Source organism: Pseudomonas vanderleydeniana (assembly GCF_014268755.2).
Lineage (GTDB): Bacteria > Pseudomonadota > Gammaproteobacteria > Pseudomonadales > Pseudomonadaceae > Aquipseudomonas > Aquipseudomonas vanderleydeniana.
This window is the reverse complement of record NZ_CP077093.1, coordinates 2,713,421-2,732,297: the sequence shown is the minus strand read 5'-3', so window position 1 is coordinate 2,732,297 and position 18,877 is coordinate 2,713,421. Positions and strand designations below refer to the sequence as shown.

The window sequence follows — 18,877 nt, the reverse complement described above, 5'->3', positions numbered from 1 at the left end:
GTCCCTTCAGGAGCATGGCCATGAGTACCGAAGAAAAGCGCATCCGCGAATTTGCCTATCAGATCTGGGAGTCGGAGGGCCGTCCCGACGGCCAGGAAGCCCGCCACTGGGAAATGGCCCGCAAACTGGCCGAGGCCGAGGCCCTGGCCCCGAGCAAGCCGGCCGTCTCCCGGGCCAAGCCGAAGACCGCGACCACTGCGGCCAAGCCGGCCACCAAGAGTACGGCCAAGGCGGCAGTCAAGCCGGTAGCGCCCAAGGCCACGGAGCCGGCCGCGAAAAAACCCCGGGCACCGCGCAAGCCGGCCGCCAACTAGCAATTCCCTTGTGGGAGCCGGCTGGCTGGCGATAGGGGTGCATCAGTCGGCAACGATGTCGGTTGTCAGATTGCAATCGCCAGCCAGTCGACACCCACCAGGCACGAGTGAAGTCAGGGCAAAGGGAGGAAGTCCTCTCCACAGCAGGAGCACCTATGAGCAAGCCAAAGCACAGCAAACCCGGCACCCAGGGCACTCGTATCCGTGAAGGCCTGCCCTTCCCGCTCGGCGCCACCTGGGACGGTCTCGGCGTCAATTTCGCGCTGTTCTCCGCCCACGCGACCAAGGTCGAACTCTGCCTGTTCGACGCCAGCGGCGAGGTCGAACTCGAGCGCATCGAGCTGCCCGAGTACACCGACGAGATCTACCACGGCTACCTGCCCGACGCCCATCCCGGGCTGATCTACGGCTATCGCGTGCACGGTCCCTACGACCCGTGCAACGGCCATCGCTTCAACCCCAACAAATTGCTGATCGACCCCTACGCCAAGCAACTGGTCGGCGAACTCAAATGGTCCGAGGCACTGTTCGGCTACACCATCGGCCACCCGGACGCCGACCTCAGCTTCGACGAACGCGACAGCGCGCCCTTCGTGCCCAAGAGCAAGGTCATCGATCCGGCCCATACCTGGGGCCAGGACCAGCGCGTCAGCGTACCCTGGGACCGCACCGTCCTCTACGAAGCCCATGTGCGCGGCCTGACCAAGCGCCATCCGGCGGTCCCCGAAGCGATCCGGGGCACCTTCGCCGGGCTGATGACCGACGAGGTGCTGGCACATATCCGCTCCATCGGGGTTTCCTCGGTGGAACTGTTGCCGATCCACGCCTTCGTCAACGACCAGCACCTGCTGCAAAAGGGCATGACCAACTACTGGGGCTACAACAGCATCGCCTTCTTCGCCCCCGACCCGCGCTACCTGGCCAGCGGCAAGATCGCCGAGTTCAAGGAAAGTGTCGCGCACCTGCACGCCGCCGGCCTGGAGGTGATCCTCGACGTGGTCTACAACCACACCGCCGAAGGCAACGAGCAGGGCCCGACGCTGTCCATGCGCGGCATCGACAATGCCTCCTACTACCGGCTGATGCCCGACGACAAGCGTTTCTACATCAACGATTCGGGTACCGGCAACACCCTCGACCTGAGCCATCCCTGCGTGCTGCAGATGGTCACCGACTCGCTGCGCTACTGGGCCACGGAGATGCACGTGGACGGTTTCCGCTTCGACCTGGCGACCATTCTCGGGCGTTATCACGACGGTTTCGACGAGCGCCACAGCTTCCTTGTCGCCTGCCGCCAGGACCCGGTGCTGCGCCAGGTCAAGCTGATCGCCGAACCCTGGGACTGCGGCCCCGGAGGCTACCAGGTCGGCGGCTTTCCACCGGGCTGGGCCGAGTGGAACGACCGTTTCCGCGATACCGTGCGCGCCTTCTGGAAAGGCGATGATGGCCAACTGGCCGACTTCGCCGCGCGCATGACCGCTTCGGGCGAAATGTTCAACCAGCGGGGACGACGCCCCTACACCTCGGTCAACTTCATCACCGCCCATGACGGCTTCACCCTGCACGACCTGGTGTCGTACAACGACAAGCACAACGAGGCCAACGACGAAAACAACCAGGACGGCAGCAGCAACAACCTGTCCTGGAACCACGGCGCCGAAGGCCCCACCGACGACCCGGCGATCAACGCCCTGCGCCTGCGCCAGATGCGCAACTTCTTCGCCACCCTGCTGCTGGCACAAGGCACGCCGATGATCGTCGCCGGCGACGAATTCGCCCGCACCCAGCACGGCAACAACAACGCCTACTGCCAGGACAGCGAGATCGGCTGGGTCAACTGGGAGCTGGATGACGACGGCCGTTCCCTGCTCGCCTTCGTCAAGCGCCTGGCCAAGCTGCGTCAGGCCTACCCGATCCTGCGCCGCAGTTGCTTCCTGGTGGGGCGCTACAACGAGGATATCGGGGTCAAGGACGTTACCTGGCTGGCCCCCGATGGCAGCGAAATGACCACCGAGCAGTGGCACGACCGTCATGGGCGCTGCCTCGGCATCCTGCTCGACGGCCGCGCGCAAGTGTCCGGCCTGCGCCGTACCGGGGACGACGCGACGCTGCTGATCGTGGTCAACGCCCACCATGACGGGGTCAATTTCCGCCTGCCACCCGTGCCCCAGGGCCGTTACTGGACCTGCATGCTCGACACCAATGACACGGCAATCCGTGGCCTGGAACAGTTCGACTTCAACCGCGAGTACACCGTGACGGGGCGGTCACTGGTACTCTTCGAACTGCATCGGGACTAGTGGCCAGTTCGTCACAGACAGACTGGCCACTACGACGATGGTCGGGATGCGACGATAAAAGTCGCATTTCGGACAACATGAGCGATACTTGGACTTGGCGCTTCAGGATCGAGGCGCCCGCACCCGCTCGCTGAGCGCACGTGCACGAACTCCCCACACAAGGACGTGGACCATCATGAGACACCAATCCGCAGCCCGGAACGAAGCTGCGTTGCCGATCTGGAGTGCTTCGCGGCAGTTGGCCCGGGTGCCCTGCCTGAACCCCAACCGCCTGGTCGGGCCAGGTGGTCGGGTCGTGTTCATCGCCCCGCACCCAGGCGATGAGATTCTCGCCTGCGGCGGCCTGCTGCAGATGTTCTCGACCCTTGGACATCCCTTGCAACTGATCTCCCTGACCGATGGCAGTGCGATCTATCCGGGCTCCCAGCGCTGGTCGGAACAACGCCTGAGCGTGGTCTGTCCCCAGGAAACCGCCGAAGCCCTGCGGCGCCTGGGACTGGAGCTGCACAGCCTGAAGTGGATCCGGGGGGGCTTTCGCCATGGCGTGCTGGAACAGCAGGCAGATGCCATCTGCCAGTATCTGCGACGTTATCTACGTCATGATGACGTGGTCTTCACCACCTGGCGCGAGGACGGCGACAGCGATCATGACGCGGTTGGCCGCGCCACGGCCATGGCCTGTGCCGGCAGCGGCGCACGCCTGATCGAGCTGCCGGTCTGGGCCTGGTTCCGGCCGCTGCGTGACGAACACCTGATCCCCTGGCACCGGGCCCGCAAGATCCGCCTGAATACCTGGGGCGTGGCGCGCAAGCAGCACGCGCTGCACGCCCTTCACAGCCAGCTGCAGGGCGACCCGGAAAACGGCATCCCCCCCGTCCTCAAGCCCAACCTGATCGAACAGGCCCGGCAACCCTTCGAGATGGTGTTCATCTGAGCCCGCTGCACCACACCCTATGGGGCTGTGGGACTATGGGACTATGGGACTATGGGACTGTGGGACTGTGGGACTGTGGGACTGTGGGACTGTGGGACTGTGGGACTGTGGGACTGTGGGACTGTGGGACTGTGGGACTATGGGACTGTGGGACTGTGGGACTATGGGACTGTGAACACTGTGGGAGCCGGATTTATCCGCGAAGCTTTTCAGCGGCCTCACCACCGTCTTCGCGGATAAATCCGGCTCCCACCAGGTTTGCGGCAGACACCCGCCAAGTGATGGGATAGAGACCGTTGGCTCCCACAGAAACCAGGCCCCCGCACTCAAGCCTGTGCAGCAGCCAGCACTAGCCAACCGGCTGCAACATCAACACCGCCAACGGCGGCAGGTTCAGCACCAGTGAGGCGGCCTGCCCGTGGCTGGGCTTGTCCTCGGTGAACGCCCCACCACCATTGCCATAGTTGGAACCGGCATAGATCGCCGCATCACTGTTGATCACCTCCTGCCACTGCCCGGCGAACGGCACACCGATGCGGTAGCCCTCGCGGGGTACCGGGGTGAAGTTGGCGATCACCAGCAGCGGCCGTCCCTCGCGGCTCCAGCGCAACCAGGCGTAGACACTGTTGCTCGCGTCGTCGCCAATCAGCCACTGGAAACCCTGCGGAGCATCGTCCTGCTCATGCAACGCCGGTTCCTGGCGATACAGCCGGTTGAGGTCACTGACCAGCTTCTGCACGCCCTGGTGCTCGGAGTACTGCAGCAGGTACCAGTCCAGCTGCCGGTCATGGTTCCACTCGCGCCACTGGCCGAACTCACAGCCCATGAACAGCAGCTTCTTGCCCGGGTGTGCCCACATGAAACTGAGGTACGCCCGCAGGTTGGCGAATTTCTGCCAGCGGTCGCCAGGCATCTTGTCGATCAGCGAATGCTTGCCGTGCACCACCTCATCATGCGAGATCGGCAGGATGAACCGCTCGGACCAGGCATAGACCAGGCCGAAGCTCAGTTCGTTATGGTGATGGGCGCGATACACCGGATCCTGCTGGATGTAGTGCAGCGAGTCGTGCATCCAGCCCATGTTCCATTTGTAGGCAAAGCCCAGGCCGCCCTGCTGGGTGCCCTGGCTGACCCCCGGCCAGGCCGTGGACTCCTCGGCGATCACCAATGCCCCCGGTGCCTCGAGGGCCACCACGTCGTTGAGGTGACGCAGGAAGTCGATCGCCTCCAGGTTCTCGCGGCCGCCGTGGCGATTGGGCACCCACTCCCCCGCCTTGCGTGAATAGTCGCGGTAGAGCATCGAGGCCACCGCATCCACTCGCAGTCCATCGACGTGGAAGTGCTTGAGCCAATGCAGCGCCGAAGCCAGCATGAAGCCGTGCACTTCGGTGCGCCCCAGGTTGTAGATCAGCGTGTCCCAGTCCTGGTGAAAACCCTCCAGCGGATTGCCGTATTCATACAGCGCGGTGCCATCGAACTGCGCCAGGCCATGGGCATCGGTGGGGAAATGCGCCGGCACCCAGTCGAGAATCACGCCGATCCCGGCCTGGTGGCAGCTATTGACGAACGCGGCGAACTCTTCCGGCGTGCCATAGCGGGCACTCGGGGCGAATTGCGACAGCGGCTGGTAGCCCCAGGAGCCACCGAAGGGGTGCTCCATGATCGGCATCAGCTCGATGTGGGTGAAGCCCAGTTGCTGCACATAGGGAATCAGCCGCTCGGCCAGTTCGGCCCAACCGTAGTGGCGGGACACCTCGCCCGCTTCATCGGTTTCGCACTGCCACGAGCCGGCGTGCAGTTCATAGATCGACAGTGGCGCATTCGTGCGTTGCCGCTCGGCCCGAGCCTGCATCCACTCCTGGTCCTGCCAGTCGATCCGCAACGGCGCGGCCACCCGCGAGGCGGTGTCCGGCGGCAACTGCGTGGCCAGGGCCATGGGGTCGGACTTGAGCGGCAGGATCGAGTGGGGGCCGAGAATTTCGTACTTATAGGACTCCTCCGCGCACAGCCGTGGAATGAAAATCTCCCAGACACCGCTGGGGTGGCGCAGGCGCATCGGATGACGACGGCCATCCCAGCTGTTGAAATCGCCGACCACCGATACCCGCCGGGCGTTCGGTGCCCAGACGGCAAAGCGCACGCCCTCGATACCGTCGACCCGGGTCAATTGCGCGCCGAGGCAGCGGCTCAGGTCACGGTGATTGCCCTCGGCGAACAGATACAGGTCCATCTCGCCCAGCAACGGGCCGAAGCCGTAGGGGTCCTCGCAAACCTGCTCACCGCCGGGCCACTGGATGCGCAACAGATAGGGTTGCGGCGATTCCAGCCGACCGGCGTACAACCCCGGCACCTCGGTTTCGCCGAGACGGCCCAGCACCTGCCCGCCGTCCCGGGCCAGGACTTCGACACTCAACGCCGTGGGCAGGAAGGCACGGATCACCTGCCCGCCCGCACCGTCGTCATGGGGGCCGAGAATGGCGAACGGATCCTGGTGTTCGGCGCGTACCAGCGCCTCGATATCATGGGCCGCCGGCAACAGGCCGATCCTGGTTTTACCTTGTTCCTTACTCGAACTCATCACTGCTCTCCACCGGACAAGGTTTTCACCTCATTCAACAACCGGCCCAACCCCTGCAGCGGTACCCGCAACCAGGTCGGCCGGTTCTGTGCCTCGTAGGCAATTTCATAGGCAGCCTTCTCCAGACTGAACAGGACCCGCGCCGCGTCCGCGCCCGCCGGATCCTGCCATGCATGAGCAAGACTAGCTGCTGCCCGCTCGTATGCCCGGATAAAAGCCTCCCGCGAGTCCTTCAGGTAGCGCTCGGTCACCCGCACCCGCGCGCCCCGCGCCGCGTCCGAGGCGTCGACACTGAGCGAGCTGTCGAGGGCCATCGCCGCGGCATAGTCGAACGAACGCAGCACACCGCTGACGTCCTTGTACGGGCTGTGCTTGCCGCGTCGTTCCTGCAACGAGCGCGCCGGTTCGCCTTCGAAGTCGATCAGGTAGGCATCGCCCTGCACCACCAGCACCTGTCCCAGGTGCAAGTCGCCATGCACGCGGATGCGCAGGCCCCCCACCACCCGGGTCGCCAGGTTCTGGACCTGGGCGAGGATGGCTTTCTTGTCGGCCAGCAGACGGCCGACCAGGGCCTGGTCTTCGGCCTGCAACGAGCCCTGGTGCTGCTCGAGCAATTGCAGGGCGCGGGTGACCTGGCTGCCAATGTGCTTGCCCCAGGCCTGGCCGTCCTTGCCGGTACTGACCTCGGCGCGAAAATCCGGGTGGGTGGTCGGTGCGGCCAGCACCTGGTGCATCTCGCCCAGGCGCTGGCCGAGCAGGCCGGCGAAATTCGCCAACTCATCGAGCGCATCGATCGACACCTCGTGCTCCGCCGTGCCGTCCGCCAGTTCGTCGCGCAGTGCCCGCTCCAGGTTGTTCTGGGTCCAGACCCAGGCATCGCCCTGGTTGTTCAGCAGACCCTGAGCGATCATCAGCAGGCTTTCCTCGCCCGTCGGATCACGACGTATCACCGACCCCAGCAACGGCGAGATATGCCGGAAACCGGCAGCGCCCAGGTAGGCGCTCATCTCCAGTTCCGGATGGACGCCGGCGCTGACCTTGCGGATCAGCTTGAGCATCACCTGCTCACCCACCACCACCGAACTGTTGGACTGCTCGGCCGACAGGTAACGCACCTCGGCGTCCGCCGGCAGCGGTTGCGCCAGCAGCTCGGCGGTGGCCTGGAAGCGCAGCTCGCCCGCTTCACCACTGAGCACGCTGCCGGCCTGCAGGCCCTGGATCACCGCACGCACGAAGCTGTCCAGGCTGAAGGCATCGGTGATCAGTCCCACCTGCCGCCCGCGCCGAACCCGGGCCAGGGCCAGTTGCTGCGGTAGGGCCGCATTGATCTGCTCTTCGGCGAGCAGGCCGAACGGTACCTGGTAGCGGCTGACCTGGCCGTCGACGGTCACCTCGATCTCGCTGAGCAGCACCGGCTGCTGCGGCTCGCCGAAGCGCAGGCCATAAGCGATGTGCACCTGTTCGATCGGCGCCTGCTTGTCGGCGAACCAGCGCCGCATCGGCAGCCACTCGGGCAGCGAAGTCTGCTCCAGGCTGGTGCGTGCTGGCGCCTCGAGCAATTCCTCGAGGCGCTTTTTCAGTACCAGGGTGGTGAAGTCCGGCATGCACTGCGGCGGTTCCACGTGCCAGGCCGGCATCTGGCTCTGCGACGCCAGCAGGAACCAGTAGAAGCCATAGGGCGGCAAGGTCAGCAGGAAGTTCAGTTGACCGATCGGCGGGAAGGCGTTGCCACCCAGCATTTCCACCGGCACCCGGCCGGCGAATTGCGACAGTTCCAGCTCCGCCGCCTGGGCCGTGCGCGAGACGTTGGCAACGCAGAGGATGATTTCGCTCCGGCCCTCGGCATCGGTGTACTCGCGGGTATAGGCGAGAATCCGACGGTTGGCCGGCGACAGCATTTTCAGGCTGCCACGGCCAAAGGCCTTCTGCTGCTTGCGCACCGCCAGCAGGCGGCGGGTCCAGTTCAGCAGCGAATGCGGATCGCCGGCCTGGGCCTCGACGTTCACCGAGGCATAGCCGTAGAGCGGGTCCATGATCGGTGGCAGCACCAGGCTGGCCGGATCGGCACGGGAGAAACCGCCGTTGCGGTCGATCGACCACTGCATCGGCGTGCGCACGCCGTCACGGTCCCCCAGGTAGATGTTGTCGCCCATGCCGATCTCGTCGCCGTAGTACAGGGTCGGCGTTCCCGGCATCGACAGCAGCAGGCTGTTGAGCAGTTCGATGCGCCGCCGGTCACGCTCCAGCAACGGTGCCAGGCGCCGACGGATACCAAGGTTGATCCGTGCCCGACGATCGGCGGCGTAATAGTTCCACAGGTAGTCGCGCTCGCGGTCGGTGACCATCTCCAGGGTCAGCTCATCGTGGTTGCGCAGGAAGATCGCCCACTGGCAGTTGGCGGGAATCTCAGGGGTCTGGCGCAGGATATCGGTGATCGGGAAGCGGTCCTCCTGGGCCAGTGCCATGTACATGCGCGGCATCAGCGGGAAGTGAAAAGCCATGTGGCATTCGTCGCCGTTGTCGCCCTTCTGCTCGCCGAAATACAACTGGGTGTCTTCCGGCCACTGGTTGGCCTCGGCCAGCAGCATGCGGTCGGGGTAATGCGCGTCGATCTCGGCGCGGATGCGCTTGAGCACATCGTGGGTCTCGGGCAGGTTCTCGTTGTTGGTGCCATCGCGCTCGATCAGGTAGGGAATCGCGTCCAGGCGCAGGCCATCGACCCCCATGTCGAGCCAGTAGCGCATCACCGACAGCACCGCCTTCATCACCTGCGGGTTGTCGAAGTTCAGGTCCGGCTGGTGAGAATAGAAGCGGTGCCAGAAGTACTGACCGGCGACCGGGTCCCACGTCCAGTTGGACTTCTCGGTGTCGAGAAAGATGATCCGAGTCTCGTTGTACTTGTCATCGGTGTCGGACCACACATAGAAGTCCCGCGCACTGGAACCGCGCTTGGCCCGACGGGCACGCTGGAACCACGGATGCTGGTCGGAGGTGTGGTTGATCACCAGTTCGCAGATCACCCGCAAGCCGCGCTTGTGCGCTTCGACGATGAAGCGCCGGGCGTCGGCCAGGCTGCCGTAGTCGGGGTGCACCCCGCGATACTCGGCGATGTCGTAGCCATCGTCTCGGCGTGGTGAAGGGTAGAACGGCAACAGCCAGATAGTGTTGACGCCCAAGTCGGCGATGTAGTCGAGCTTGGCGATCAGGCCGGGAAAGTCGCCGATCCCGTCGTTGTTGGAATCGAAAAAGGACTTCACATGGACCTGGTAGATGACCGCGTCCTTGTACCAGAGCGGGTCATTGATGAAGGTTGCTGGGCGGACTTTCTTCGCCATGATGGACTCCTTTGTTAAGGATCACTGCCCTGAACACACGGCAATGAACAACGAACACTCTCCAAGTGGCGAGGGGGCTCGCCCCCGCTCGGCGGCGCAGCCGTCGTAGAACCGCTGCACGCATTTCTCCCGACAGGGCATGCCGGCCGGTCATGGGGCCGCTCTGCGACCCAGCGGGGGCAAGCCCCCTCGCCACCAATTTCCTCATGACCGGGACTACCCGGTAGCTGCGCATCAACCTGGAGTGATGCGCCAGATCCCGAACGGCTGGTGCCAGGGTTCGATACGCATCCACTGGGTCTTGCCGTACCAGGTCCAGGTATGGCCATTCATCAGGTCTTCGCCACGGGTCTGGGCGTCGTCGGGCAAGCCGAATTCCCACAGCGGCAATTCGAAATGCGCCTCCTGGGCGTTGTGCGGGTCGAGGCTGACCGCCACCAGGATGAAACTGCTGCGGTCGGCGGTACGCTTGCCGAAGTACAGGATGTTGTCGTTCCAGGCGTTGTAGACCTGCAGCCCCAGGTGCGTCTGCAGCGCCGGGTGCTGGCGGCGGATGCGGTTGAGCTGGGCGATCTCGGCGATGATGTTGCCCGGCGCGCTGTAGTCGCGCGGGCGGATCTGGTACTTCTCCGAATCCAGGTACTCTTCCTTGCCCGGCAATGGCGCCGACTCGCAGATCTCGAAGCCCGAGTACATGCCCCACAGGCCGGAGCCCATGGTCGCCAGGGCCGCACGGATGAGGAACCCGGCCCGGCCGGACTGGTGCAGGAAGGCCGGATTGATGTCCGGGGTGTTGACGAAGAAGTTCGGCCGATAGCACTCGCGCCACGGCGACTGGTTCAACTCGGTGAAGTAGGTGGCCAGTTCGGCCTTGGTGTTGCGCCAGGTGAAATAGGTGTAGCTCTGGGAGTAACCGATCTTGCCCAGCCGCGCCATCATTGCCGGTGCAGTGAAGGCCTCGGCGAGAAAGATCACCTCCGGATAGCGGCCGCGGACATCGGCGATCAGCCATTGCCAGAAGGGCAGCGGCTTGGTGTGCGGGTTGTCGACGCGAAAGATCTTCACGCCCTCCTCGACCCAGCCCACCACGATATCGCGCAGTTCGATCCATAGCGCGGGAACGGCGTCGGCGGCATAGAAGTCGACGTTGACGATGTCCTGGTACTTCTTCGGCGGATTCTCGGCGTATTTGATCGTGCCATCCGGTCGCCAGTTGAACCAGCCGGGATGCTGCTGCAGCCAGGGATGGTCCTGGGAGCACTGGATGGCGAAATCCAGGGCGATCTCCAGGCCGTGCTCGGCGGCAGCCGCCACCAGCCGGCGGAAGTCCTCGCGACTGCCCAGTTGCGGATGAATCGCCTCGTGCCCGCCCTCCTCGCTGCCGATGGCATAGGGGCTGCCCGGATCGTCGGGACCGGCGGTGAGCGAGTTGTTCGGCCCCTTGCGGTGACGCCGCCCGATCGGATGGATCGGCGGAAAATACAGGACATCGAAGCCCATGTCGCGAATCGCCGGCAACCGTGCATGCACATCATTGAAGGTGCCATGCCGCGCGGCATCGTCGGTGACCGAGCGCGGAAACAGCTCGTACCAGCTGGCGAACTGCGCCAGTTGGCGCTCCACGTCCAGGGCGAAGTCATGACTGAGGCTGAGATAGGCCTGGTGATCGGCCTGGCGCATCAGCACGGCGGTGGCAGGCTTGAGGAAACACTCGAACTGGCCGTCGTTCGAGCGCTGCGACAGCTCGTCATGCAGCGCTGCCAGGCGTTCGGCCAACTCACCCTGGCTGCGCTCGCTGGCTTGGCGAACGTGCTCGCGGCCTTCCTGCAGTTCCAGGTCGATGGGCACTGCGGCGACGAACTTCTTCTCCAGTTCGTAGCAATAGCTGCCGAACTGGTCGATCCAGGCCTCGATCCGGTACATATAGCGGCCCTGGCCACCGACCCGTAGCCGCCCCTGCCAGTGGTTGTTGCCCTTGTCGGTCATCGCCGCCCGCTGCCAATCCACGGCTCCGACCGGTTTCCAGGCCAGCAGCACCGCCAGCTTGTCATGGCCATCGGCGAACACCCGGGCCGTCACCGGCACCTCCTGCCCGACCACGGCCTTGACCGCGAACTGCCCGCCGTCGATGGTCGGCTGCACATCCTCGATGGCGATGCGCGGCAGCAACAGCGCCTGGGGCAACGGCAGGACTTCGGTGACCTGCTCATCCAAAGATTTATCGGCTGTCATCGAGCATCACTCCTTACGTCCTGTGGACGCTCCAGCTTGCGTGATCATCATGGGTCACGACCGGCTTCATCCTGAAAAGGCCGCTCAAGTTCGGAGCGAGACGGTCGCGCAAAAGTTCAGATGGATTTGCCGGCTAGGCCGCTCGTCCAGAAAATGCAGTCGTTTGGTCACCTGGGAGGTCAACCACTGCACCTGACAGCGATGCATGGAGGAGCCTCATGAACATCCCGATCCCGGCGGAAACCCCCGATCCCAATATCGACCAGCCGAGCCTGCCGCCGACCGAACCGCAACCGGTGCCCGAGCAGGAGCCACCGGAGACCACTCCTGCGCCCAAGATCGACCCACCGACGACCATGCCGCCGGTGATCGCGAAGCAAGCATAGACAACCCGCGAAACATGCACGCCCCGTAGGAGCGTGGCTTGCCCGCGAAAGCGTCCGTGCAGGCGACACAGCGCCTGGGTGGATGGCCGACGTTGTCGGTTCGCGAGCAAGCTCTGCTCCTACAGGGGTCGGTGGCGTTCAGGGAGAGTCCTTCTCCAGCAGCCGCACGATCCTCGGCATCAGGCTGAACACCCCCAGCGCCAAGAGCGTGCTGAGCACTGCCGTGGCCTCGCGTCCCAGCCCCGCCGCTACGCCGATGGCGGCGGTCATCCACAGGCCGGCGGCGGTGGTGAGACCCTTGACGTGCTGCCCGGCCTCATCGGCATGCCCCTTGAGAATCGTGCCGGCGCCCAGGAAGCCGATCCCGGCGATCACGCCCTGGACCACTCGGCTCATGGCATCGGCCTGGGCGCCGGACACCTGCGGGACCAAGACGAACAGCGCCGCCCCCAGGGCGACCAGCATGTGGGTGCGCACGCCCGCAGCCTTGCCCTGCTGCTCGCGCTCGAACCCGAGCATGCCGCCCAGCACGGCGGCGATCAGCAGGCGCAGGGTGATGCGGGTCACTTCCCGGATATCGCCGATGTCGGCGAATTCGGCTTGCAGGGTGATCCATACGGTGTGCCACCAGGCGTCCATGTCCTCAACCTCTCTGAGCTCGACAAGTGATGGACAGCGGATCGCTGGCGCCGGTTCGACCGACGACCGCTAATCGGCGGCATCGAACCACGGCCGCGTGCAGGGAACCTAAGGAATGTCAGCCTGAAGAAAAGGGAGAAACACCATGCCCGTCCATATCGATCCGTCCAGCAAGACCTGTACCTTGGAAGAAAACGACACCCGGATCAGCGGCCCGGCCAGGGACGTGAAGATCATCACCGATGACGCCAGGAGCATGTCCCGCGCCGAACTCGACGGCCGGCAGGTCTGGATCACCGAGGCAGAAGCCGACGCCCTGACGGTGGCCGGCGCCTTCGACGGTCGTCACCATGTGAAGGCGACGTCGAGTGATTCGGTGATTTGATTGACCCGTGTCAGCCTGCTCGCCCGGCTCCTGTGCCAGGCGCGGGTGGGCTCGGCCCGGCGCGGGCTGCAGCGGGTATGGCAAGTTGTCGCAGGGGCGTCGCCCGAAGCATCTGATCCGCTTTTTAATCAAATACCTGAGTCTGTTATGCAAACAGTTCGCTCGGCATAGTGCCCAGGCCTGATGGAGGCTGACGAGCGACAGATCATGAGCGAAAGAATCCCCGTCCAGTTAGTTGACACCTTCGAGCCTTCGCGCCCCAACAAGACGAAGGCCAAGTCGAGCGACAACCTGATTCACACCCGCAGTTTCACCGGCCTGTTCCGCACCCTGCGCATGAGTGGCGCGGGTTTCCTGTTCCTGCTGTTCTTCGGCACCGTCTGGTTGAACTGGGGCGGCCGCCAGGCAGTGCTCTGGGACCTGGCCAACAGCAAGTTCCACATTTTCGGCGCGACCTTCTGGCCGCAGGACTTCATCCTGCTCTCGGCGCTGCTGATCATCTGCGCCTTCGGCCTGTTCGCCATCACCGTGTTCGCCGGGCGCGTCTGGTGTGGCTACACCTGCCCGCAGAGTTCCTGGACGTGGCTGTTCATGTGGTGCGAGAAAGTCACCGAGGGCGAGCGCAACCAGCGGATCAAGCTGCAGGCCGCACCCTGGGGGCCGAACAAGCTGGCCCGACGCGCCGCCAAGCACACCCTGTGGCTGGCGATCAGCCTGATCACCGGGCTGACCTTCGTCGGCTACTTCACGCCGATCCGACCACTGGCCCAGGAACTGCTGAGCCTGCAACTGGGTGGCGTCAGCCTGTTCTGGGTACTGTTTTTTACCGGCGCCACCTACATCAATGCCGGTTGGCTGCGCGAGGCGGTGTGCATGCACATGTGCCCGTATGCACGGTTCCAGAGCGTGATGTTCGACAAGGACACCCTGACCATCTCCTACGATGCCGCCCGCGGCGAGAACCGTGGCCCGCGCAAGCGTGAAGTGGCACCGGCCAGCGTCGGCCTCGGCGACTGCATCGACTGCCGGATGTGCGTGCAGGTCTGCCCCACCGGCATCGACATCCGCGACGGCCTGCAGATGGAGTGCATCGGCTGCGCCGCCTGCGTCGACGCCTGCGACTCGATCATGGACAAGATGGGCTACGACCGTGGCCTGGTCCGCTACACCTCCGAACACCAGCTGCAGGGCGGCCAGACCCACCTGCTGCGACCACGCCTGGTCGGCTACAGCGCCGTGCTGCTGATCATGATCGGTGCACTGGCACTGGCGCTGGTACAGCGGCCGATGGTTTCGCTGGATGTCAGCAAGGACCGTGGCCTGTACCGGGAGAACAGCCTGGGGCAGATCGAGAACATCTACAGCCTCAAGGTCATCAACAAGACCCAGCAGCGCCAGCAGTACCGCCTGGAGCTGATCGATGGCGAGGGCTTCCAGTTGCAGGGACGCACCGAACTGAGCCTGGCGGCGGGCGAGATCGCCGACTTCCCCGTCTCGGTGGCGATGACCAGCGAACGGGCGAAAAGCAGTTCCCAGGAACTCGCCTTCCGCCTGGTCGACAGCCAGGACCCTGGCGTCTACAGCGTGGCCAACAGCCGCTTCGTCGCGCCGATGAACCGTTGATGACATAGAATCCCCGGGGCACCAACCCCAGGGCCTGCAGGGAGTATGGGACTGAACACTGTGGTGAGACTGAACACTGTGGGAGCAGGCGGTCCGGCGCCCCGGTTTATCCGCGAAGACTTTGGTGAAGCCACTAACGTCTTCGCGGATAAATCCTGCTCCCACAGGTTAGTGTTCCAACAGTTACAACAGTTCCAACAGTTACAACAGCCAGCTCCAACAAGACAGCCGAAAACCTGCCGTTGCGTGCCCGTATCCAATGAGCCAAGTCACCATGAAACGCTACGAAAAATTCGCCGATGACATCGCTGAACTGATCCGCTCCGGCGTCCTCGGCCCCGGCCAGCGGGTCCCGTCGGTCCGCTATGCCAGCCAGACCTACGGCGTCAGCCCGTCCACGGTGTTCCAGGCCTATTACCTGCTGGAACGCCGCGGGCTGATTCGTGCCCGGCCGCGCTCGGGGTATTTCGTCAATACCCACGCTCCGAGCCCGTTCTCGGAGCCGGTGATCAGCAGCCAGGTGCACGAGTCCACCGAGGTCGACGTCAGCGAACTGGTGTTCTCGGTACTCGACTCGATCAAGGACCCGACCACCGTGCCCTTCGGCTCGGCCTTCCCCAGCCCGACGCTGTTTCCGCTGCAGCGCCTGGCCCGCTCCCTGGCCAGCGCCAGCCGCGAGATGGACCCGCGCATGGTGGTCACCGACCTGTCGCCGGGCAATCCGCAACTGCGCCGGCAGATTGCCCTGCGCTACATGGTCGGCGGGCTGATGCTGCCCATGGAAGAACTGCTGATCACCAACGGCGCCCTGGAAGCGCTGAACCTGTGCCTGCAGGCCGTCACCGAGCCCGGCGACCTGGTGGCGATCGAAGCCCCGGCGTTCTACGCCTGCCTGCAAGTGCTGGAGCGGCTGAAGCTCAAGGCCGTGGAAATCCCCGTGCACCCGCGCGACGGTATCGACCTGGGCGTACTGGCGCAGAACCTCGAGAAGCATCCGATCAAGGCCGTGTGGTGCATGACCAGCTTCCAGAACCCGATGGGCGCGACCATGCCCGAGGCGAAGAAACAGGCGCTGGTGGAGTTGCTGCGCGAACACCAGGTGCCACTGATCGAGGACGATGTCTACGCCGAGCTGTACTACGGGCAGCAGGCGCCCAAGCCGGCCAAGGCATTCGACACCGAGGGGCTGGTGATGCACTGCGGTTCGTTCGCCAAGAGCCTGGCGCCCGGCTATCGCATCGGCTGGGTCGCGGCGGGACGCTATGCACAGAAGATCGAACGGCTGAAACTGATGACCTCGCTGTGCGCCTCGATGCCGGCCCAGGCGGCCATCGCCGACTACCTGCAGCATGGTGGCTACGACCGTCATCTGCGCCGACTGCGCTACGCACTGGAAGAACAGCAGAGTGCGATGCTTGCCGCCATCGCCCGCTATTTCCCGGCGCAGACGCGAGTCAGCCAACCGGCCGGCGGCTATTTCCTCTGGCTGGAACTACCGGAACAGATGGACTCGCTGAAACTGTTCCAGATGGCGCTGGCCCAGGGCATCAGCATTGCGCCGGGGCCGATCTTCTCGCCGGCCCGACGCTTTCGCAACTGCATCCGCCTCAACTACGGCAGCCCATGGAACGAGGCGGCGGAAAAGGCCATGGAGACGTTGGGGCGGATCGTGCGTTCGTTCTGAACGGGCCTATTCGCGGGCAAGCCCGGCTCCTACAAAACCGAGTCGTGTGCTGGAGTGGCGTACGACATAAACCTGTAGGAGCCGGGCTTGCCCGCGAACAGGCCGTCAAGCCTTGCGCCCAGTCATCAAATCAGCGCCCACCGGCGAGGTCGAGGAAGGTCCCGGTGGTGTAGGACGCCTTGTCCGAAAGCAGCCAGATGATGCCCTCGGCCACTTCCTCGGCACGCCCGCCCCGTCCCATGGGAATCCCCGGTTCCAGCTTGCTGACCCGATCAGGATCGCCGCTCAGCGCATGGAACTCGGTAAAGATGAACCCCGGGCGCACGGCGTTGACCCGGATCCCCTCGCCCGCCAGTTCCTTCGACAGACCCAGGGTAAAGGTATCGAGCGCGCCCTTGGAGGCCGCGTAATCGACATACTCGTTGGCCGAGCCGAGCCGCGCCGCCGCCGAGGACACATTGACGATGCTGCCGCCCTGCCCACCATGGCGCGGCGACATGCGCAGCACCGCATGCTTGGCGCAGAGCATCGGCCCCAGCACGTTGGTCTTGAGGGTCTGCAGGATGCGGAACTCGGACATCTCGTCGACCCGCGACTTGTGCCCGACCGTCCCGGCATTGTTCACCAGCGCGGTGACCGGCCCGAGCTCGGCGTCCACCCGCTGGAACAGGTGAATCACCTCGTCTTCGTCGCTGACATCCGCCCGCACCGTGATGGCCTGGGCGCCCAGTGCCCGCACCTGCTCCTGCACCCGATGAGCCGCCTCTTCGTCACGCAGGTAGTTGATGCAGATGCGATAGCCCTGTTGCGCCGCCAGCAACGCCGTCGCCGCGCCGATGCCACGGCTACCGCCGGTGATGACGATGACTTTTTCCATTGCACCTTCCCCTTCGACTGGTCATTGCGAGCCTCCAGAATAACCGTGGGAGCAGTCGCTTGTGTAGCTACCGAAGGCCGTAGCATGAGCGAGCCTATCCTCCACTGGCAGACCACTTGAGCCGACACCTTCCCTGAGCAAAAGAGCGGGTCTTGCCCCAAGCGCGCCTGATAGCCATGAGTCTGCCTGACCACCAAAGCCTGTGGGACGCTCGTCTCTATGGTTATGCCAAGAGGTTATTTAACCAACGCGCCCCTCTCTTATTAAGCTGCGTTCACCGGACCACCGGCCCCGCCCTTCTCTCAACTGTCTTCGCGAGGTGTTCATGGTCGTTCCGGTTTCCGCTATTGCCCGTTCCCGCCTGTTGCTCTGCGCCCTGGTCGTCGCCAGTGCCTTGAGTGCCTCCTACGTCGATGCCAACGAAACCCTGCGCATCGGCTACCAGAAGTCCTCGACCCTGATCACCCTGCTCAAGAGCCAGGGCACCTTGGAAAAGGCCCTGGCCAAGGAGCATATCGATGTCAGTTGGCACGAGTTTCCCAGCGGCCTGCCACTGCTCGAGTCGCTGAACGTGGGCAATGTCGACATCAGCGCCGACGTCGCCGATACCGTGCCGGTGTTCGCCCAGGCGGCACAGGCCAAGCTCACCTACTTCGCCCAGGAGGCTGCCTCGCCGGCAGCCCAGGCGATCGTGGTTCGCAAGGATTCACCCATCACCCACCTGGCCGGGCTCAAGGGCCACACGGTGGCGGTGACCAAGGCCGCCGGCAGCCACTACCTGCTGATCGCCGCGTTGACCCGGGCCGGGCTGAAGTTCAGCGACATCACTCCGGCGTACCTGACACCCGCCGATGGCCGCGCGGCCTTCGAGAACGGCAAGGTCGATGCCTGGGTGACCTGGGAACCGTTCCTCAGCGGCGTGCAACGCCAACTGCCGACCCGCACCCTCGCCGACGGTGAAGGCCTGGCGAGCTACAAGCGCTACTACCTGGCAAGCACGCCCTACGCCCAGGCACATCCGCAGGTACTGAAGCAGGTGTTTGCCGAGCTGCAGAAATCCGGCGCCTGGATCAAGGCCCATCCACAGGACGCCGCCAAGATCCTCGGCCCATTGTGGGGTGGCCTGGATGCGGCGACGGTCGAAGCCGCCAACCGGCATCGCAGCTATGAAGTGCAGGCGGTGACCGTCGACCAGTTGGGCGAGCAACAGCAGATCGCCAATGCCTTCCTCGCCGCCGGCCTGCTGCCACAGAAGGTCGATACCCGCGACGTCGGCATCTGGAAACCCTGACAGCTAGTGTCCTGTGTGGCTAATTCGCACACTCAACTCCGGGCCCATGGCTTCGCCAGCCTGCGTTGCCATTCCTCGCAGTAGCTCTGCTACGACTAGTCATGGCGCCTTGCCTGGCAAACCCCTGGACCCGAATTTGACTATTCGAATTAACCGTACAGGACACTAGGCTTTGTCTGAAAAGTCTTGAGACGAAGGTCAGGCAAGGCGAAAACCGCCGAGGAAGCGGAGTTTACTGGAGTAAATGAGCATTCCGAGGCGATTTTCAACGCAGCATCACCGAGTATCAAGATTTTTCA

13 protein-coding genes are annotated in these 18,877 nt (G+C 64.3%); 8 read left to right on the top strand and 5 right to left on the bottom strand.

Going from position 1 to position 18,877, the window contains the following annotated elements:
* Positions 1-20: 20 nt before the first annotated feature.
* The 3 genes from HU752_RS12390 (at position 21) to HU752_RS12380 (ending at position 3,548) form a co-directional block, all read left to right on the top strand.
* On the top strand, positions 21-314 hold the full coding sequence (locus tag HU752_RS12390; protein ID WP_186687952.1) for a DUF2934 domain-containing protein: 294 nt from the start codon (positions 21-23) through the stop codon (positions 312-314).
* 155 nt (positions 315-469) lie between these two features.
* Positions 470-2,614: a glycogen debranching protein GlgX gene (gene glgX, locus HU752_RS12385; RefSeq protein WP_186687955.1), complete on the top strand. Its 2,145-nt coding sequence runs from the start codon at positions 470-472 to the stop codon at positions 2,612-2,614.
* Between the two features lie 175 nt (positions 2,615-2,789).
* The gene (locus tag HU752_RS12380) at positions 2,790-3,548 is read left to right on the top strand and encodes a PIG-L deacetylase family protein (RefSeq protein WP_186687958.1); all 759 of its coding nucleotides are present in this window, start codon (positions 2,790-2,792) and stop codon (positions 3,546-3,548) included.
* Between the two features lie 349 nt (positions 3,549-3,897).
* Here HU752_RS12380 and glgB read toward each other — a convergent pair whose 3' ends face one another.
* The 3 genes from glgB to HU752_RS12365 all read right to left on the bottom strand — a co-directional run bounded on the left by glgB (position 3,898) and on the right by HU752_RS12365 (position 11,693).
* Positions 3,898-6,126: a 1,4-alpha-glucan branching protein GlgB gene (glgB, locus tag HU752_RS12375; RefSeq protein WP_189656788.1), complete on the bottom strand. Its 2,229-nt coding sequence runs from the start codon at positions 6,124-6,126 to the stop codon at positions 3,898-3,900.
* Complete coding sequence (treS, locus tag HU752_RS12370) at positions 6,126-9,461, bottom strand: maltose alpha-D-glucosyltransferase (RefSeq protein WP_186687974.1); 3,336 nt, start codon at positions 9,459-9,461, stop codon at positions 6,126-6,128. The genes glgB and treS overlap by 1 nt, the downstream gene beginning before the upstream one ends.
* Positions 9,462-9,695: 234 nt before the next feature.
* Positions 9,696-11,693 carry an alpha-1,4-glucan--maltose-1-phosphate maltosyltransferase gene (locus HU752_RS12365; RefSeq protein WP_186687977.1) on the bottom strand — a complete coding sequence of 666 codons (1,998 nt, stop codon included), beginning with the start codon at positions 11,691-11,693 and terminating at the stop codon, positions 9,696-9,698.
* A gap of 218 nt (positions 11,694-11,911) precedes the next feature.
* On the opposite strand from HU752_RS12365, the gene HU752_RS12360 reads away from it, so the two are divergent.
* A complete protein-coding gene (locus HU752_RS12360; RefSeq protein ID WP_186687980.1) occupies positions 11,912-12,079 on the top strand; it encodes a hypothetical protein in 168 nt (55 codons plus the stop codon).
* Positions 12,080-12,217: 138 nt separating this feature from the next.
* On the opposite strand, the gene HU752_RS12355 is transcribed toward HU752_RS12360, so the two are convergent.
* A complete protein-coding gene (locus HU752_RS12355; RefSeq protein WP_186687983.1) occupies positions 12,218-12,718 on the bottom strand; it encodes an MgtC/SapB family protein in 501 nt (166 codons plus the stop codon).
* A 145-nt stretch (positions 12,719-12,863) separates the two neighbouring features.
* On the opposite strand from HU752_RS12355, the gene HU752_RS12350 reads away from it, so the two are divergent.
* The 3 genes from HU752_RS12350 to mapR all read left to right on the top strand — a co-directional run bounded on the left by HU752_RS12350 (position 12,864) and on the right by mapR (position 16,410).
* Complete coding sequence (locus HU752_RS12350) at positions 12,864-13,103, top strand: DUF3203 family protein (RefSeq protein WP_186687986.1); 240 nt, start codon at positions 12,864-12,866, stop codon at positions 13,101-13,103.
* 207 nt (positions 13,104-13,310) lie between these two features.
* Positions 13,311-14,726, top strand: coding sequence for a cytochrome c oxidase accessory protein CcoG (ccoG, locus tag HU752_RS12345; RefSeq protein WP_186687997.1), 1,416 nt, complete (start codon positions 13,311-13,313; stop codon positions 14,724-14,726).
* A gap of 274 nt (positions 14,727-15,000) precedes the next feature.
* Positions 15,001-16,410: a GntR family transcriptional regulator MpaR gene (mapR, locus tag HU752_RS12340; RefSeq protein WP_186688000.1), complete on the top strand. Its 1,410-nt coding sequence runs from the start codon at positions 15,001-15,003 to the stop codon at positions 16,408-16,410.
* Positions 16,411-16,540: 130 nt separating this feature from the next.
* Here mapR and HU752_RS12335 read toward each other — a convergent pair whose 3' ends face one another.
* On the bottom strand, positions 16,541-17,287 hold the full coding sequence (locus tag HU752_RS12335; protein WP_186688003.1) for an SDR family oxidoreductase: 747 nt from the start codon (positions 17,285-17,287) through the stop codon (positions 16,541-16,543).
* Positions 17,288-17,612: 325 nt separating this feature from the next.
* On the opposite strand from HU752_RS12335, the gene HU752_RS12330 reads away from it, so the two are divergent.
* On the top strand, positions 17,613-18,578 hold the full coding sequence (locus HU752_RS12330; RefSeq protein WP_186688006.1) for an aliphatic sulfonate ABC transporter substrate-binding protein: 966 nt from the start codon (positions 17,613-17,615) through the stop codon (positions 18,576-18,578).
* Positions 18,579-18,877: the final 299 nt, after the last annotated feature.

Excerpts from the sequence above, each read along its gene's own strand:
- HU752_RS12360 (WP_186687980.1), top strand. The coding sequence starts at position 11,912 with ATGAACATCCCGATCCCGGCGGAAACCCCCGATCCCAATATCGACCAG.
- ccoG (WP_186687997.1), top strand. The coding sequence starts at position 13,311 with ATGAGCGAAAGAATCCCCGTCCAGTTAGTTGACACCTTCGAGCCTTCG.
- HU752_RS12380 (WP_186687958.1), top strand. The coding sequence starts at position 2,790 with ATGAGACACCAATCCGCAGCCCGGAACGAAGCTGCGTTGCCGATCTGG.
- HU752_RS12350 (WP_186687986.1), top strand. The coding sequence starts at position 12,864 with ATGCCCGTCCATATCGATCCGTCCAGCAAGACCTGTACCTTGGAAGAA.
- HU752_RS12355 (WP_186687983.1), bottom strand. The coding sequence starts at position 12,718 with ATGGACGCCTGGTGGCACACCGTATGGATCACCCTGCAAGCCGAATTC.
- HU752_RS12365 (WP_186687977.1), bottom strand. The coding sequence starts at position 11,693 with ATGACAGCCGATAAATCTTTGGATGAGCAGGTCACCGAAGTCCTGCCG.
- HU752_RS12390 (WP_186687952.1), top strand. The coding sequence starts at position 21 with ATGAGTACCGAAGAAAAGCGCATCCGCGAATTTGCCTATCAGATCTGG.
- HU752_RS12330 (WP_186688006.1), top strand. The coding sequence starts at position 17,613 with ATGGTCGTTCCGGTTTCCGCTATTGCCCGTTCCCGCCTGTTGCTCTGC.
- glgB (WP_189656788.1), bottom strand. The coding sequence starts at position 6,126 with ATGAGTTCGAGTAAGGAACAAGGTAAAACCAGGATCGGCCTGTTGCCG.
- treS (WP_186687974.1), bottom strand. The coding sequence starts at position 9,461 with ATGGCGAAGAAAGTCCGCCCAGCAACCTTCATCAATGACCCGCTCTGG.
- glgX (WP_186687955.1), top strand. The coding sequence starts at position 470 with ATGAGCAAGCCAAAGCACAGCAAACCCGGCACCCAGGGCACTCGTATC.
- HU752_RS12335 (WP_186688003.1), bottom strand. The coding sequence starts at position 17,287 with ATGGAAAAAGTCATCGTCATCACCGGCGGTAGCCGTGGCATCGGCGCG.
- mapR (WP_186688000.1), top strand. The coding sequence starts at position 15,001 with ATGAAACGCTACGAAAAATTCGCCGATGACATCGCTGAACTGATCCGC.